We start from the raw sequence: 16996 nt of genomic DNA, 5'->3' as shown, positions 1-16996 counted from the left end.
CGCCGTTAATGCAAAACCTCATTTTCACCCCATTTTTCTCCATTTTCATATCAAAAACCATCATTTTTCACTCCCTTTCGCTCTCTTGCTCGATTCGCCACTTTTGCGCCCCCACTCCGTTTGGATGAAAAGAGCCAGACCTACTCCAAGGAGCTGAGCTTGTTGTGTAGTCAACACTTTATATATATACATATATATAAAAGTGTCAGCTACCAATTGACAGCGGTCGCGAATTCCGCACTTTGGGCAAAATCTACAGTTATAATCGTAGCTTTATGAATTGCCAATTTCTCAATCGTTTGCAATCGTTCTTGGTTTATTCGGTAGTAGTTAGTCTGGTTACCTCTTGGTCCGAGGCGCGTTAAAGTGAAGTTCAATCCAACCTGTTGCAATACCCGAGAGAGCAATTCAATCGGTTTTTTTGCAAAATCTGCCTTCAGGATTATCTCCAAATTGTGCGTAATTTCGGCTTTGTGAGCAAAACACCAGTCCACAAACTTACCCTTTGCTAGTTCTTCAGTGGATAAAACGACGGCGATATCAAATTCGATCACATCTTGCGTCCATTTTGCTGAGTTGACTAGCCCAGCAGCGGCCAGCACATCGCCCCGCGTCTTATTTGCGGCAGTATAAGCTTTCCAATCAGTAATAAGCTTTTGAGGATCATCGAGCTCTGTTTGACCACGCTTTTGAGGATCATAACGCCTGGTCAGCATCATATAATTGACAAGCGCGGACATGAATTTTCCCTTATTGTCCAGTTCCACCAATTCGGCTGTAACTTCAGCTTTATAAAACTGCTGTATTCTGTAGCGATTAGCTTTAGCCCAGTCAGACATTGTTTTGTAGTTTTTGTTCTTCAGCTTACGAGCTTCTTCGTCCGTCATATCTTCTGCCTTAAGAATTGCGGTTAATTGCTCTACCTTAATTCCTTTCTTAACCTGTTGGCGCAATTTTTTTACGTCCTCCCTTTCAGGGTGCGGGAGGGCATCGCTGATTTTATGACCTTCTTTTTCAGCCTGATTATAAAAATTAGCCTCAAGGTTATTGTGGCTGGCATTTTCGGCTACCCAAATGTTCGTCAACAGCTTGATAAAAGCCAGCTCTTGCTCGCTATTTAATACGCCACTGGTAAACATCTGGAATATTTCGCTCTTTCCATAGGCTGCTAAAGCTTTGGTAACTAGTCCTTTCTCGATAACCTTACAGTCAGTTGGTGTGTAGCGCTTACCCGGTTGTATCCAGCATTTTATAACCTTAGCCTTGCGATTACGCGCGGCATGTTGCAACAAGTCTTTATGATTTGTGCTACCCCATGAACCGAGTACAAAGGTTTCTTCAAAGTGTTCAAAGTTAAAGTCTATGCCAGTGCCTAAGCTGGGCGAGGCTATTAGCACATTATACATGAGCAAGTTCTTAGCGGGGTCTTTTAGAATATTACGGGTGGATTCGTCACTACTTTCCAACGATGTAACTTTTAGAACTACAGGCTTCTTATCCAGTTTTTCAGATATCATCAGCACCATATAATCAGCTTCTGTTCTGCTGTTTGTGGCTACATAACAATATTTACCCAGCTTGATAGACTCCAACAGAGCAGCCTCTATACTTGGTCGATCAGGATAACGTACTATCGGCGCGGCATCAGTGTGTACGTATCTATTCTCGATAACTTCGATGTTTTCGACGCCAAACAACTGTGAAAAAAATTCAAAAGTAATCGGACTGAGGTCGGAATCAAGGCAGATTATGTGCTCAGCCTTTTTAAGAAGGGCACAAAACATTTCAAAAACCTGCTTACGATTATTCTTGATGGTATTCCCGGCAAAGTGTCTAAGAATCTGCTCAATTTCATCTAGTAGGATAAAATCACTTTCAGCAGCCTTTAGAAGGTGAATAAGCGAATCGACGCAGATAGCAAGCCGCCTTTGTTCACTCAAGCCGCGTTTATCCACATCGTATCTATCATCCTTATTACTCTTAAAATCCTGATAATTAACCAGTCCCCACCGTTTCGCTACCTGCTTTAGTAGTAATTGTCGGTGTCCAAGGGCAAGAAATGAAGTCTCAGCAGCAGCGCCTCGGATTAAGCGCCCGATCATCTCAGTTTTGCCGGTATTTTTAGGGCTTTTTATCAGGGTAACTTTCTTAGTGGGTGTAATATCAGGCAAATAGCGCTCATTGATGATTTTATCCCGGCGCAAGGCTGGCATATCCAATAATTCAGGCACATAATAGGGATGTGCCTCCCCATCATTCAGCGCGGTATCTATAGTGCGGTGAGTGTGATCTTCCCCCAACTTTCCTTCAGGCCAATTCGCTACTGCGTCGCGTAAGGCGGCGCGAGCCTCGTTGTAATTGATTTCACCCCCTCCAACTAATCGTCCAATCAGATAACACACCCCGTTAAGGGTGTGCCAATAGTCTTTTCGAACTTCTACCAATTGATTGAAAGTATGGCTTAGCACTTCAATTCCGTAATGAGTCGAGGGTGTATTATCAGAACGGGCGCTAGCTTGAGGGTAGTCTGCCGCGCTGGAAGCTCTGATGCGGGCTATTGCCGCTTCACCGGGTTTGGCTTTTTCCCATTGCCCTATCAGTTTGGTGAGTTCCTTGTCCTGCAAAATTACCGACTTAGTTTCGATAACTCCTCCTTTGCACCCGTAAAAAAGTCTTACGGCATCTTTGCATGCTTGGTCGGCAGCTTGCCCGAAAGCAAACATAAGCGCGGTAACAGCCTCACGCCAATAGTCTTTATTGGTAATAGGTGTTTCTAGCACAAATAGCGCCCGTAAGCGTGGGTTATCTGGCTTATAGGAGGGTGTCCGGTAAACGATTGCAGCATTTAACTTAATAAGTTGGTGATTTAGTATTTCAGCTTCATTTGCAGCGTGGTCGAAGTCGATTTGAATAATTTGACCGCAAACAAAGTTATTCTGAAGCCGATGCATTTTGCACTTGTGCGGGGAACCATCTTTATTTACTTTCTTACTGCACTGCTCGCCCCCGGTGTGTTGGGTTGACAGGGTGTAGCCGGCGTTGATGTAGTTCTCTACTTGCTTAAGGGTTAGTTCAACATTCTCAAAGTGGAAAGTGAGCTGATTACGGGTATCTTGTTGCTTCCTGGTTAGCTCATTCCATTTCTTTGAAGAATCACCAAAGTCAGGTTTATCACCCGGCGCGGCTATAATGGTTTTGCACACACTTAGCTTAATTGTGGTTGGAATTTTCATTTATGCCTCCCCACAAGCACGCCCAGCTTTTCAGTTTTCAGAAGTAAATGCCAAGGAGTTATCAGATTGGTTTCTTCCGGTTCTCTGGTCTGAGCGTTTCGTATAAATCGAAACAGTCCAACCATTTCCTGGTGCTGGATGTAAATTGCGCCCTTGCGCGCACAGTGTGCTAGGGGGTTATAGTTTTTTGGTATCATTTAGAATCTCTCTTAAAACTAATAGTTAATTAAACTCTACTGGTTTTAAGCGGTTCCTACAGTGGGAGAAGTATTTACTCAAGATTTGAGTAATGGTATAATTATTCTGTAAGTTCCGCATTCGTTATTCACCCGCGCGGTGATGTTTAGCAAAATCCCACAGCCGGGACCTTTTTGCTTAAAATAGGACAAATGGAACGGATTTACAGATAATAGGTTATCTAACATGTCTGTTAGACTCTTGTAGTATTGGGCTACAACATGGTACCCTATACAAAGGGAACAAGCACATCTTTTTTAAGTGCTGTGTAATCCTGAGTATAGCTCCCGCTTGCTCGGTATCCGTTCCATGAACCGGTATTACTCTGGTCAGTAATACCGGTCTCGATTCCAGAACAATTTTATGTTATTAAACTCCTACAAAATATAAAAACAAAAAAACCAGACTATCGCTTGTCTGGTTCCTACAATTATGCGTAAAACTCAGACACATCAAATCGTTTTTGATATGTCCAGACCCACATCAGTGCATTGACGGCAGTTTTACGAACTATTCTTTTATTTCTCGCCATACCCCGCTACGTGTCTAATAAATAGTACACGCTTATCTGGTTGCAGAGCTTCCAAACCATATACTTTACATCCTTTTATATGGTGCTAGGTGAGCTACTAATAGCAACTCAGCTAATCTTTGGAAATATTTTACAGAACATAAACCCGAAATGCAAGCATTTTCTGTGACTTATCAGGGCTTTTCAGAGAATAATATTTTTTACAATTGGTGAACTTCAGCCTCTTGCTAAACTGTAAAGTTTCAGAACTGGTAGCAAGCTCAAATTGTTAAACACTGAAAAGCCCTGGTGACTTATACACATATTTGGATATTAAGGCTATGATAGGCATATAGCAAACGTTAATTAGCCGCATTCCTTTCCCACAATAACATCACGGTACTTTTCTGATATCTTTATGACTTTTCCAAGAAAACGAAAAGTGAGGCGAACGGGCTGAGCTTGCTTTCATTAGTATCAGCTAATTGAGAAGTGCGAGTCTCTGGATTGTGAATAACTAAGTTCCGGTTTTTAGAGACTAGCGTACTATTAGCTTGTTACGGGATAGTGGGTTGGATTTGCTTTATTTTAACAGGTCAAAGGTGTGGTCAATTTCCGCCTTGGGGAAAAAGCAATGGGGATTTTTAGAAAATGATCAACGGTAATTACAACTGGGAATCTCAAAAAACCGCTCCCATAGAGTTGGTGGCGCTTTCGGGATGTTTAACCAAGGCGACCTGCGACCCCCCCAAGTGCTTTTTATGATGCGCCTGCGCAGACCCTACCCTCCCAGATTTGCGGGTAGCCTCCCTCAAAATTCGCGTGGGACATGACCGTCCAGCGCGCAGCAATTTTTTTGAGAGCGAGTTTTGTGGGTGTAGCACTCTGGCGTAATATAGCTGAGTTGGAAGCAATCCATGTTTAGTGGCAATCAAACTCTTGACAGGCGTATTCCTAAATGATAAATTAAAATAGCGCAGAATATAGAACAAATTAGCGCGTGGCGCGCAGATGTTTGCACCATCGGCACACCACTGATCCCGTCCTGATCAGACCAGGATAGGACTGTCGGAAATTTTACCACATGTTTCGTAAAGTGCGGAACATAATCCCCCTTCCTCGACAGCTATCCTAAAAATAGTACAAGTCTCTGAGTGAGCTCCTCAGCTTTTGTGGCTAAGGTGTATTTTCTCGTGACTTTCGCTATCCTGGGATCACAGCTACTTTTTCTGTTTCTGCCAGTTTTGTGAGCCGACCCTCTGCATGCTAGTTCCTGCCGGCGCTGCCATTCGGAGGGTGGGTTCCCTGCCTTCTTCTTAATATCAAACCCAGTTGTGATTTATTTCACTATCGTTTATCTTTACTAAGGAGTGAATCCTATGCCTGACAAAATCCCAGAACCGATCTCCATACCGGGTAATGTTTTTAGATCCGCAGCCGAGAGCCACGAAGAGAACCTGATTAGCGCCATCGAAGAGCTACAGTCGGATAGCGTTCACCAGCCTGCCGATGATTCGTTTGCGTGGTTACTTGAAGCAGCCTCCTCTAATAAGCTGTTTCGGCAATTGGCTGACGAGCTCAAGGTTATTTTCAACGGTGAACCTCGCTTTCAGGAACTATTTTACGGAACCGTAACAGGATTTCGGCAGGTTTTGGAGGGGGCAGCACAGCGCCGCCATGGCGAGGGGACGGGACTTGCTACGATTGATGAAGGGAGGGCGGCACAATGATAGCAAAGAATCATCCCTTCGCCGGTATCAGGCGGGTAAACCCCTGGGGGGGCGAGTTCTGGTACGCCAGGGAGGTAGCCCCGCTGCTGGATTACTCCAGCTTTGGTGACTTCTGGAGTGTGATCAAAAAAGCTGAGCGAGACTGCCGAAATTGTCTGGTCGAGCCAAGCTTCCATTTTTGGCATATCAAGGAACGGGTGGGCGCGCTGGGGCATAAAAGGCACTGGCAGCGGGATGTGCGGTTGTCCGCTTTGGGTTTGCGATCGGTGGTGATGGCGGCAGATTTATCTAAACCGGTGGTGTCGTTGTCGCAGGGTTACTATTGGGCTGCTCAGTTGCAAGAGAGTGCTGACCGGAACAAACAGGCTAGAGGTGAGGCTGTGGGGGAGAGTTTTGGGAGAGTGGATTTCAGGGGTGTGGTTGGATTCAACCCTCTCCGACGACTCCTGGAAGAACCGCCGGCAAGCCCAGAAGAGCTGGAAAGTTTTGGCAGTACTTATGTTATGTTAAGTAAGCTATACAATGGGATATTGTTCAACCGCCCTGAAGTCGGCAAAACCGAAATGCCAACGGATAGTGGGTTTCAAAAGGCTGAGATGGAGCGAAGGGCGCCGGTCTTTATTGACCCACTCCTCCTGTAATTGAAGTGGGGTGACGAGTTTATCGATTTAGCGCGATAGGAGCGGTTTACTCTCCATTTCGGGAGGAGCGTGAACCGCTCTTTTTATTAATCTTATTTTAAGTTTTGCCGGATAAGGAGCTGTTTCTTAACCTAATTTAACCAATTAATAGTACATTCGTACTATTTCCTGCACGATTGGGCTAAATGCTACATTTTTGTAGCTTTGGAATTTGAAGGTGCGGTACAAGTCGGTATGATGATGTCAGTAATAGCACATGTGTTCGTGTAGCTGTTGGGGCTAAAAGGGCAGCTACATCAGGTATGTGACGGTATGTAACGGTTAAGAGTTCTCTTACTAGGTGTCGTTATCCGCGCCCCTTCTCACCGCACCTTTACGATGGGCGTTTGTAGGGGTCAGGCTTTTATTTAAGGGAGGTGTATTGTATGCGCGGCACGGCTGCAGAGACTTTTGGCGCAAGGCGCTTGCCTGAATTTGCGGGTTTACCCTTGTTTCTCTCGGCAGTAGCGGCGGGGTTTCCCAGTCCAGCCGAAGATTATGTCGATACCCTGCTGGATTTGAACCGCCTCTTGATTAAAAATCCCGCCGCTACTTTTTTTATGCGGGTGAGCGGCGAGTCCATGCTGGGGGCGGGGATTCATCCCCACGATGTGCTGGTGGTGGATCGCTCACTCAAGCCCCGTGATGGCAGCGTGGTGGTAGCAGTGCTGGACGGCGAGTTTACGGTCAAGCGCTTGCGGAAACGGCAGGGGGGTTATGTGCTGGAGGCGGAGAATGCCCTATTCCCCCCGCTGGTGGTCACGGGCGAGATGACGCTGGAAATTTGGGGGGTGGTTACGGCGGTAGTGCACGATTTGTAGGGGGAGTGCTGCAAACCTTTCCGTTAAGCGTTAAGTTAAGAGGCTGGAAATGGGTTTTATACGGAGTTTACTTATCTTTACTTTGCGGTCTCTAAAAATGGAGGAAGTGAGATATGAATCCGGCGCTGGCGTTGGTGGATTGCAACAATTTCTATGTTTCGGCAGAGCGAGTATTTCAGCCCCGCCTGGAAGGTAAGCCGGTGGTGGTGTTGTCAAATAACGATGGCAATATCGTGGCACGCTCGAACGAAGCCAAGAAGTTGGGTTTGAAAATGGGCGAACCCTATTTCAAGCGCAAGGCGTTTTTGGAGGAGCAGGGGGTGGCAGTATTTTCCTCGAATTACACGTGCTACGCCGATATGTCGGCGCGGGTGATGGAGACGCTGCAAGGCTTTGGAACCGAGCTTGAGATTTATTCGATTGATGAGGCTTTTATGCGTTTGCCGGAGATGTCGGCAGCACAACGGCTGGACTTTTGCCGAGAGGTGCGGGCACAAGTGAAACGCTGTACCGGGATTCCGGTGAGTGTGGGGGTAGCTCGTACCAAAACGCTGGCGAAGCTTGCCAACGAACGCGCTAAGAAAGATCCTTGGTTCGAGGGCGTGCTGGATATTTCGGAGTGGGGCGAGGAGGAGTTGGATAAGTTGCTGGCAGCAACGGAGGTGGAGGATATTTGGGGTGTTGGCAGCCAGTGGGCAACCTTGTTGCGTCATTACGGCTATTGCAGCGCATTTGACCTGAAGTATGCGCCGGAACGCTGGGTGGGAAAGCAGCTTTCGGTGTTGGCAGCGCGCACCGTGTTGGAGTTGCGAGGGGTGGGGTGTATTCCGCTGGAATTGGCGGTGTCGCCCAAGAAAGCGCTGGTGTCGTCGCGCTCATTCGGGCAAGCGGTGGAGAGTGTGGGGGAATTAAAGGAGGCGGTTTCAAGCTACACGGCAAGGTTAGGGGAGAAGTTGCGGCGGCAGGGGTCGGCGGCAAGCGTGTTGCAGGTGTTTGTGCGCACCAGCCCTTTTCGAGTGGATGAGCCACAATACGCCGGGCATATTACGCTGCCGTTGCCACAACCCACCAATTATACGCCTGCGCTGACGCATTATGCTTGCATAGGGCTGGAAAAGATTTATAGGGCGGGGTATCGCTACCACAAAGCGGGGGTGCTGGTGACGGGTTTGTCGCAGCAGGGGGTGCAGTTGAGCTATTTCGGGGAAGGGGTGGGGCAAATCGAGCAGCAGGGACGGTTGATGGAGACGGTGGATAGCCTGAACCGGCGTTACGGGCGGAATACGCTACGGCTGGGGTCTGCCGGGATAGGGCAGGAATGGCAAATGAAGCGGGGGCGGGTTTCTCCGCCTTACACCACCAGTTGGGAGGATTTGCCCACAGCCTGGGCGCTTACTTGAGGTGCACGCTATGATTAAACCAGACTGCCAATACTGAAGACCCAATATTGGGGTAATAATTCAGGGTTTTGAATGCAACTGCTCGCTTTTTACCGCATAGCTTGTGGGATACCTACACCAAGGTCGAACTTGGATGACCGATGCTACCAACGGGTAGAGGAGAAGGACAGTTGGGTAAACTCGGCTGTTCCTTTTTAGTTTTGGATCAGGTGTTCTGAAAAGAAAATATATCGGAGAATTAGAAAAAGCCGGGGATTAGCCCGACTTTTTCCAAAACCGTACTAGGGATATAACCCTTTGTGAGGGAAGCGCCCATCCGGTAATCTTTTCAAAAGAGAAGCGTCCTATCTACTGATAGGTGAGCTTGGGCAATCTTCTGAAAAGCCATACCATGCCATACCATACCTTGCCCCGCCATGCCTTGCCATGTAGAACCATTGTACTGAAATGAGCTCTGTTTGTCAAGAGGTTTTCACCTTATTTTATTAGTTAATAAGATCACAAATCGTGTAAATAGTAGTCGGGTGAATTAATGTTTAGCGGTTAAGCCCAAATTCAAAGATTGGGGTGAGCTGCTCTGAGCGCTATACCAGCTTGTGCTGGATGGCGTAACGCGCTGCCTCGGTGCGGGAGGTCACTTCCAACTTCCCATAGATCGAGCTGACGTGCGAGTTCACCGTGTGGATGCTCAATACCAGCTTTTCCGCTATCTGCGCGTTGGTCATTCCCTCCACTACCAGTTTCAGCACTTCCAGTTCCCGTTCGCTCAACCCCGCCAAAGGCGCTTTCGCTGAATTTGACCCTATTTCTGAGGCTAGCGGACTTGCCGATATTTGTCCCTGCTCCAGCGCTACTGCCCTGAAATACTCGCTATAGAGTTGGCAGCGTGGTACTACCAGCCGTCCCTCCCGCTTCACCAAGCCCGCCCCTCTCAACCTGAAATATACCCGCTCGTCCGGGCACTGCTGCTTTTGCAACACCTGCCGCATTCCTTCCACCAGTTCCTCCCGCTCATACAAGCGGAAAAGGTGGTTTCGGAGATGGTCGCCAAAGGGTCCCTGTTCTTGGGTAGCCCGGCTGAATAACTCCTGCGCCGTAATCCTGCCGCTGGCTACCAGATACAACCCCCGCCTTACCAAGTAAGGATGCCCTCCCAGCAAAGTTATCAGTTTAGCCAGTTCTTCGGGGGAAAGGGGCGCTTGGTAGCGTCGGTTCAGTTCGGCAACTTGCTCCCCACTGAAATCCGCCAGTTCAATCACCTCCCCCACGTTAAAAGGCGATTGGTTTAGGTCTTCGATCAATTGGTACGGTTCGGTGGAGGTGACCAGCACCAGGTCGAGTTGCTGCCACAGCGATTGGCTCTGCCGACTGTTGTGCCAACTCCTGAGCATTCCAAAAAAGTCGGAGCGGAAGGGGGTGTCAAAGATGCGATCCACTTCGTCCATCGCCAGCACCAGCGGTCCCTCGATGGTTTTGAGCAGGTAACGCTGCATGTAGCGGGTGGTGCGCTGGCTGTTGCCCAAGGGAGTTTCCCAGTATTCGGTTACTTTGCTGGCAAGCTCCAGTTCATCGGTGAGCCAGTCGCAGAACTGGCGAAAGAAGAGGTCAGGGTTGGTGAGAGCCGGTTTGTCGATAAGTTGAAAATCCAGTAGTGCCACCTGTTTTTTCTGTTTAAGGGCTTCCTCCCTCACTCTGAGCAGCAGCGAGCTTTTACCCATTTGGCGAGGGGCTTTGATGGTGATGGTGACCCCCTGCTGCCGGATGGTCTCAAGCGCGATGGGGTCGGATTGGCGCTCAATATAGAAGTGGGATTGGGTACTCATAGTGCCTTCCGGCTTTTCTAAGGGCAAAAGTTGCGCCAACGGTACCGGCTCAGAGTAGGGTTCAGCGTGGAGGGGCGTATCGGCTTTCTTTGCTATTCCTGGCAAGGGGGTAGTTTCGGCAGTTTCTTCCTCGCTTTTGAGCCTGTCCAGTCCCTTTTGTAGTTCTGAAAGCACCTCTTCGGCTTGTTGGTAGCGTTTTTCAGGTTCATTATCCAGCAGTTTGGTGAGCAGGCTGTCCAGCCAAATAGGAATGGCAGGGGTTAGCTGGCTGGGGGGTAGCTTTTTGATTTTGCTGTACAATTTGCCCACCAGCATTTCATAGAGCAGCAAGCCGAGCGAGTAGAGGTCGGAGGCAGGGGTAAGGTAGCCACTGCTGCCTCGCTGTTCGGGGGACATGTAGGGTTGAGAACCGGGATGAGGCGCAACTATATCGGATTCTCGCTTGCTCTCATGTCCGATTTGAGCAACCCCGAAATCGGCAATAACCGCCTGCCCGTTGGCTCTGAGTAAAACATTGGCGGGTTTGAGGTCGCGATGGACTATGTCGGCAGGGTGGCGATGGATCTCGGCTAAAGCCCGGCAGAGGTCGAGGGTGATAGCACAGGCTCTTTCAATTGAAAGCTTGCCCTCTTTTTTGAGCAGGTCGGAGAGGGAGCCGCCTTCAAAGTATTCCATAAGCAGGTAATAGTGTTGGGCTTCGTCTTGCTCTAGCCCAAAGACGGTAATAATATTGGGGTTGGCGGTAAAGTAACTGCTGATAGCGGCTTCTCGCTCAAAGCGTGCCAAGTATTCCTCGAAAGTGCCAGGGAGTTGCTGGCTAAAGTTAGCGCGGTTATGGCGCAAGGTTTTGATGGCTACCGCTCTTTTGAGTTTGAGGTCGGTGGCGAGATAGACCGAGCCAAGCCCGCCACTGCCGATTTCACCCTCGATCCGATATTTTCCGGCGATTATAGCGCCGGTTTGAAATTGCTGGCTCATATTCTTCCCCTCAAGCTCTTTCTTGTTTTCTACTCCAGCGGGATACTGGGTTGAGCGGTAAAACAGCGGCAGTCGTTATCCCGAATTGGTTTTTTTCATCGGGGGTGAGGGAACGAGTGACGGTCTTTTTAGCCTGTTCCAGCACTTGGGTAAAAGGGCTGCAAATTTCGCAAGGTCGGATAATGACCGTAGAATCTTCGCTGGCAGTTAGGATGTTTTTCCCATCCGGGCTGAAGCTGGCATCTCTTATCGGTCCACTGTGTCCCAACAATACTGCCAACTCTTTTCCTGAAGTTGTATCCCAGATGCGGGCGGTGGCATCTATGCTGGCGGTGATTATAAACTTGCTGTCAGGGCTGAAACGGGCGGTGTATAACGGGGCGGTATGACCTTTCAGAATTTGAAGCTGCTTGCCACTGCTGGCATCCCAAATACGGGCGGTATTATCTGCGCTAGAGGTGACTACCAACTTCCCATTTGGGCTGAAGGCAGCGAGGGTGACGACATCAGCATGTCCCTGCAAGGTAACCAGTTGTTTGCCGCTAGCTACTTCCCAGATGATGGCGGTTTTATCATAACTTCCCGTTACAAGTCGCTGCCCATCGGGGCTAAAGCCGTCATTTCCGGACATACCCACTAGATTTGTATGCCCTTCTAGGGTACGCACCAACTTTCCGGTAGCGCTATCCCACAATCTCACTACCCCATCACTCCCTCCGGTGGCAATCAGTTTACTGTCCGGGCTGAAAATTGCGCCGATATAGGTTGGGACAAAGGGAACATAGCCATAACCATAGCCATAGTACAAATCGAAACTTCGCCATACCTCATCGCTTACCACCCAGACCGGGTCCTCAGCTTGATCAATGGGTGTGTTTAATTTCAGAATAGCCTTAAAAGCTGCACAGGTATAGAGACGCTTGATGGGTTTGGTAAAGCCGGTGGTTACTTTCATTTCCTTACCACTGGCGCTGTCCCACAATCGAAGGGTTTTGTCTAACCCTCCGGTATAAATCCTGCTCCCGTCCGGCTTGAAAAATACGGCGGTAACTGCTCCGCTATGCCCCCTCAGCGCCATTTGTTCTGTACCACTGGCGGCATCCCACACTCTGGCAGTGCCATCCTCGCTGGCAGTGGCAATCCGTTTGCCATCCTCGCTTACCGCAAGACTGGTTATCCCCCCGGTGTGACCACTGAGTACCAACAGTTCTTTGCCGCTTGCTACTTCCCAAATTCGCGCTGTTTTGTCGGCGCTTCCTGAAATAACGGTCTGACTGTCCGGGCTGAAGGCTACACTGCTGATCTCAGCCGTATGTCCCCGGATAACCCGCACTTCTTGCCAGTTTGTTGTATCCCACAGACGTAGGGTTTTATCCTCTCCGGCGGTGACCACATATTTTCCATCGGGACTGAACTCAATTCCCGTGACTGCCCCGCTATGCCCTTTCAAAACCGCCACCTCTTTGCCCGTAGCCACTTCCCAAATGCGTGCGGTTTGATCCTTGCTGGCTGAACCCAAAAGCTTATAATCGGGGCTGAAAGCCATTCCGGTTATTTCAGCCTGATGCCCTTTCAAGCCCCCCTGCAATATCGAATCTTTTTCCATATCCCGAATTTCAATTGTCAGGTCTTTCCTTACAGCCGCGTAAATAAGGCCATTCTTGGTAAGCGCATAATCGGTGTAAGCAGCGCCGTCCAGAAAACCCAGTTCTTTCCCGGTTGAAATATCCCAAATCCTTGTCGAATGGTCGTTAAAACCTTCTGAAGTAACAGCCAATTTGCCATCCGGACTGAGTGCAGAGGGGTAGAACTGGAGCGTTAGGAAACTATGGGTTAAAAATCCTTGAAGGGTTAGAAGTTGTTTGCCGGTGGCGCTATCGAACAAACGGGGTGGGTTATTATTTGCTACCGTAAATACGGTTTTACCATCCGGGCTATAACTGGCGCTTAATAAACGATCGGTATTGGGGTTTAAGATCAAGCGTTTCTGTGAAAGTGCCTGCCAGTCCCACAATCGGGCAGTGCCATCGCTGCTGGTGGAAGCCAGCCATTTCCCGTCTGGGCTAAAACTAAAACCCCCATGATTTGGCGCCCCCGCTACCGTTCCGGCGTGCCCTTTTAACACCGTCACCTCCTTACCGCTAACATAATCCCACACCCGGATGGTCGCATCATCCCCGGCGCTAACTGCCAGTTTTTCATCCGGACTTAGAATCACATCCTCAATTGCTGAGGTATGGTTCTGAAAGGTAAGCAGTTCTTTGCCGCTTTCGGTCTCCCACACTTTAACGGTTTTATCGCTGCTGGCGGTTAAAACCTGTTTTCCATCCGGGGTAAATACGGCATTATTCACAAAGCCATTATGTTTTAGGGTAGCGACATACTTTCCGGTGGTGGTATCTAGGATTTTAGCAGTAAAATCTGTGCTGGTTAGAATCAGCCAGCGGCTATCCGGGCTGAAAATTGTGCTTGTTATGGCTATGCTCTTAAACCCTGTTCTTATATGGTAAGGTTCTTTCGGGGGGATAGTGCCACTGGTAAGATCCCACAGATATAAAAGGCTTCCGCCTGCTACAGCCAACCATTTTCCGTTCGGGCTGAACACCGGGTTGTAGATACTAGCTTCATCAAACTGTTCCCATAACACTTTTCCGCCAATAGGGTCGAGTATTCGAACGGCGCGATTACCCGGTCCCTCCGCCAGCATTTTGCCATCGGGGCTAAAAGCCATCTGGCTGAAAGAGCATTGGCAAGTTATTACGTCGCCCAACTGCTTCCCGCTGCCCGCTTCATAAAAGATGGTATTGCCTTCGGCATCGGCGGTAGCGATCATACTACTATCAGGGCTAAATACGGCAATGTTTACCGCACCGAACTTCCCGCCTAAAGCCATAACTTCTTTGTTAGCGCCGACCTCGTACACTCTGGCATAGCCGTCATTTCCGACTACCACCAGGCGCTTTCCATCCGGGCTGAATGAGGCGCTGTTCGTTACGGTAGCGGGGCTGCGCAGGGCAATATTCGGGGTGTAATTTGCCAGAGCTTGCCGCAAAGCCGCTTCCACCTGTCCTCCACTATCTTCCAGTTTGCCATCTTGAATACGCTGGGCGGCTTCTATCGACAATAATAGCGCCAGTTCTGGGTCGGTCTGAGTTTGAGAGCGAAAAGCCAGCGCTTGCGCTTCTGACCCACGCAGTAAGCGATCCGACTGGTTTCGGGCTGTTTCAGCCTCAACCCTTCTGGTTTCAGCGGTATTGCGCTGGTTATTGGCTTCATCCGCCTGTTTACTCGCCTCTCCTTGCTGGATAAAGGCGTAGATTGCCAACCCTCCCAGCACCAACGCCAATGCCAACGAAGCGGCTATCAGCCGGAATGCCTGCCTCAACCGCTTCGCCCAATTGATCGGCAGATGTTCTTTTATCCAGCGCTCGTCGAACACTGTCCGATAAATACTATTCCGTACCTTTAACGCCCGCCCCTCCCGCTTTACCAGCCCAGATAATTTCAACTGGGTCTTTGATAGGGATTGCTCCTGATCTAGCACCACCTTGCGCTCTTGCCGAATTTCTCGGTAGGTCAGTAGCACCTCTTCGGCATTCTCCGAACGTCTGGTCAGCATATCTCGCACAAATTGCAGGTTGTTGTCCTGTTCGCTCTTCTCCCCGAAGAAGGTGTTCGTCACCAGTTCATCCAGCTTTGCCTCAGTCCAATTTATTTCCCACTGTTGTTCGGTAACAACCCGGCACAACCGCTGAGTCAGGTACGGGTGTCCTCCCGTCCATTTCAGGATCCAGCGCAATAGCTCCGGGGCAGAATCGGTCGGTACGTTCAAACCTTGCGCCAAGGGCAGCGCTTCTTCAAAGCTGAAGTCGGTCATATCCAACCGCTGCCCGATGTTAAAGGGGGTACGGGCGGGGTCACGGATTAGGTCACCGGGGGTAGCTACGCCCACCAGCACGAAGGTCAGACGCTGGAACTCTGGCAAGCGCACTCTGGCTTGATAGAAGTAGCGAAGGCTGGCGAAAAAGTCGTCGGTGAAGGTCAGGCTGAGGGTGGTATCAATCTCATCTACGAAGATTACTATTGGGGTAGCGACTTCCCGTAGCAGCACTTCTTCAAAGAAACGGGTGAGGCGTTGGGTGATACCCAAATCAGCATGCGCCTTCCACCACTGCACCGCCGAGGTGTCCAGCATTAGCTGATCTTCGATAATCGCCAACAGACCCAGATACCAAGCTTCGGCAGTCACCTGTGTACCCAGTTGGGTCAGGTCGATTATGACCGTTTTGACCCTTTCCTCAGAAAGCCGTTGGGAGGTGCGCATCATTAGGCTGGATTTACCGATCTGGCGGGGGGCGAGGATATACGCAAACTGACCTGCACGGCATAATTCCAGCAGTTCTTCATCCGCCTTGCGGGTTACATACAAGCGTTTATCCGCTTCGACGGTGCCACCGACGGTGTAAATATTTCTGGGGTGCATATTATTCTCCAAAGGGTATAGCAGCTACATTTGTTCAATTATATTGGGAAATTGGTTTAAAGTTCAATAGCTAAACTTAAAAAAGGAGTGAATAATATCCACTCCTTTTCACTATTTGTTAGGCAGCAAGGGCATTGCGGTGATTGGCTGACCTTGAAATGGATATTTCGGGCAGATAGTTCAGGGGGCGAAGGGTTAGTGCGAAATCAAAGGCGAAATTATTAGTTGCAAGCGGGTTTAAGGTTAGCTGCTTACCGTCAAATGTCCATTTAAACTTTCCGGTATTTCCGTTACTTTCAAAGGTTAGCTGATCGGCGGTAAGTGAATATTTCCCGCTGGCTTTTAACGAATTGGATTGGGTCAGGGTAAATTCTTCTGCGCGGTTTAGGTTTAAGACCCATTCTCCGGCATAGTTTTCGGAGTTGTAATCATTGTGGGCATCGTGTCGGGTAACTGTAACCGAATAGCTACCTGCCGGAAGAGCTGAGATTTGTTGTAAGCTAGCTATAGATTTGTTATCTGAGTGAACTCCGTTCAGTAAGCTCACCAGTAGAAAGAAAGAGGCGCTGAGAATTACTTTAAACATTTTGGGTTCATCCTTTCATCGATTAATTTAAGTGTTATAGTTTGTAAGGGGCTGCTTATTTAGGCTGTCGCGCCAACTTGTTACCTACTCCAAAGAACCAGCGCCTTTTCCTAAGCGGGCTTTCATTCGCGTTCTTTTCCTGCTTGGATTCTTGGACACATTCTCTGGCGATTCGATCCTGCGCTGCTTCCATCCGGTAGGAAGCCTGGTGCTGTTTTGCCATTTCAAGGGTATAAGGTGAATAAGGGTTCATTGTTTTTCTCCTTTTCTGTCTGATTACTAATTGCTGTATTTGTTTGTTTCGGGTGAATTACCACTGATAGTAGTTTAGAAAGAATCAGGGGGAGTTACATCGCTAATTCTAGTGATCGCGTTAGTGATTAGGAGTAGTTAGTTTTAGCTACCGGTCATTAGGTGCTGAGGATAAGAGGCGCGGGCACTTGCCCAGAAATAATTATGGAGCTGGGGTTTTAGTTAGTTTTTGAGGTTAGCGCTCTGTCACTAATAAGCCTTG

General features: G+C 48.9%; 10 protein-coding genes. 4 read left to right on the top strand and 6 right to left on the bottom strand.

What is annotated here, in order from left to right; translation table 11 throughout:
* Window positions 1–209 precede the first annotated feature (209 nt).
* Together OZ401_RS23975 and OZ401_RS23970 are read right to left on the bottom strand one after the other, a co-directional pair.
* Window positions 210–3233 (bottom strand): plasmid replication protein, CyRepA1 family, encoded by a 3024-nt coding sequence (locus OZ401_RS23975; RefSeq protein WP_341471863.1) that lies wholly within the window; start codon window positions 3231–3233, stop codon window positions 210–212.
* Complete coding sequence (locus OZ401_RS23970) at window positions 3230–3430, bottom strand: hypothetical protein (RefSeq protein ID WP_341471862.1); 201 nt, start codon at window positions 3428–3430, stop codon at window positions 3230–3232. Before OZ401_RS23970 ends, OZ401_RS23975 begins: the two co-directional genes overlap by 4 nt.
* A 1930-nt stretch (window positions 3431–5360) precedes the next feature.
* On the opposite strand from OZ401_RS23970, the gene OZ401_RS23965 reads away from it, so the two are divergent.
* The 4 genes from OZ401_RS23965 to OZ401_RS23950 all read left to right on the top strand — a co-directional run bounded on the left by OZ401_RS23965 (window position 5361) and on the right by OZ401_RS23950 (window position 8612).
* Complete coding sequence (locus tag OZ401_RS23965) at window positions 5361–5711, top strand: hypothetical protein (RefSeq protein WP_341471861.1); 351 nt, start codon at window positions 5361–5363, stop codon at window positions 5709–5711.
* Window positions 5708–6352, top strand: coding sequence for a hypothetical protein (locus OZ401_RS23960; RefSeq protein WP_341471860.1), 645 nt, complete (start codon window positions 5708–5710; stop codon window positions 6350–6352). The genes OZ401_RS23965 and OZ401_RS23960 overlap by 4 nt, the downstream gene beginning before the upstream one ends.
* Before the next feature lie 425 nt (window positions 6353–6777).
* Window positions 6778–7212, top strand: coding sequence for a LexA family protein (locus OZ401_RS23955; RefSeq protein ID WP_341471859.1), 435 nt, complete (start codon window positions 6778–6780; stop codon window positions 7210–7212).
* A gap of 113 nt (window positions 7213–7325) precedes the next feature.
* The gene (locus tag OZ401_RS23950) at window positions 7326–8612 is read left to right on the top strand and encodes a Y-family DNA polymerase (protein WP_341471858.1); all 1287 of its coding nucleotides are present in this window, start codon (window positions 7326–7328) and stop codon (window positions 8610–8612) included.
* A 584-nt stretch (window positions 8613–9196) separates the two neighbouring features.
* On the opposite strand, the gene OZ401_RS23945 is transcribed toward OZ401_RS23950, so the two are convergent.
* From OZ401_RS23945 to OZ401_RS23930, 4 genes are all read right to left on the bottom strand, one after another.
* The gene (locus tag OZ401_RS23945; protein WP_341471857.1) at window positions 9197–11413 is read right to left on the bottom strand and encodes an AAA-like domain-containing protein; all 2217 of its coding nucleotides are present in this window, start codon (window positions 11411–11413) and stop codon (window positions 9197–9199) included.
* A 10-nt stretch (window positions 11414–11423) separates the two neighbouring features.
* Entirely contained in the window at window positions 11424–15896 is a 4473-nt protein-coding gene (locus OZ401_RS23940; RefSeq protein WP_341472129.1) for an AAA-like domain-containing protein, read from the bottom strand.
* A gap of 118 nt (window positions 15897–16014) precedes the next feature.
* Entirely contained in the window at window positions 16015–16482 is a 468-nt protein-coding gene (locus tag OZ401_RS23935; RefSeq protein WP_341472128.1) for a hypothetical protein, read from the bottom strand.
* A 55-nt stretch (window positions 16483–16537) separates the two neighbouring features.
* Window positions 16538–16735, bottom strand: coding sequence for a hypothetical protein (locus OZ401_RS23930; protein WP_341472127.1), 198 nt, complete (start codon window positions 16733–16735; stop codon window positions 16538–16540).
* Window positions 16736–16996 lie beyond the last annotated feature (261 nt).

This window comes from Candidatus Chlorohelix allophototropha (genome assembly GCF_030389965.1).
GTDB lineage: Bacteria > Chloroflexota > Chloroflexia > Chloroheliales > Chloroheliaceae > Chlorohelix > Chlorohelix allophototropha.
The sequence above is the reverse complement of the archived record's forward strand: the minus strand, read 5'-3'. Positions and strand labels throughout refer to the sequence as shown.

Coding starts and splice junctions, on each gene's coding strand:
- OZ401_RS23975 (WP_341471863.1), bottom strand. CDS start 3,233: ATGAAAATTCCAACCACAATTAAGCTAAGTGTGTGCAAAACCATTATA.
- OZ401_RS23970 (WP_341471862.1), bottom strand. CDS start 3,430: ATGATACCAAAAAACTATAACCCCCTAGCACACTGTGCGCGCAAGGGC.
- OZ401_RS23965 (WP_341471861.1), top strand. CDS start 5,361: ATGCCTGACAAAATCCCAGAACCGATCTCCATACCGGGTAATGTTTTT.
- OZ401_RS23960 (WP_341471860.1), top strand. CDS start 5,708: ATGATAGCAAAGAATCATCCCTTCGCCGGTATCAGGCGGGTAAACCCC.
- OZ401_RS23955 (WP_341471859.1), top strand. CDS start 6,778: ATGCGCGGCACGGCTGCAGAGACTTTTGGCGCAAGGCGCTTGCCTGAA.
- OZ401_RS23950 (WP_341471858.1), top strand. CDS start 7,326: ATGAATCCGGCGCTGGCGTTGGTGGATTGCAACAATTTCTATGTTTCG.
- OZ401_RS23945 (WP_341471857.1), bottom strand. CDS start 11,413: ATGAGCCAGCAATTTCAAACCGGCGCTATAATCGCCGGAAAATATCGG.
- OZ401_RS23940 (WP_341472129.1), bottom strand. CDS start 15,896: ATGCACCCCAGAAATATTTACACCGTCGGTGGCACCGTCGAAGCGGAT.
- OZ401_RS23935 (WP_341472128.1), bottom strand. CDS start 16,482: ATGTTTAAAGTAATTCTCAGCGCCTCTTTCTTTCTACTGGTGAGCTTA.
- OZ401_RS23930 (WP_341472127.1), bottom strand. CDS start 16,735: ATGAACCCTTATTCACCTTATACCCTTGAAATGGCAAAACAGCACCAG.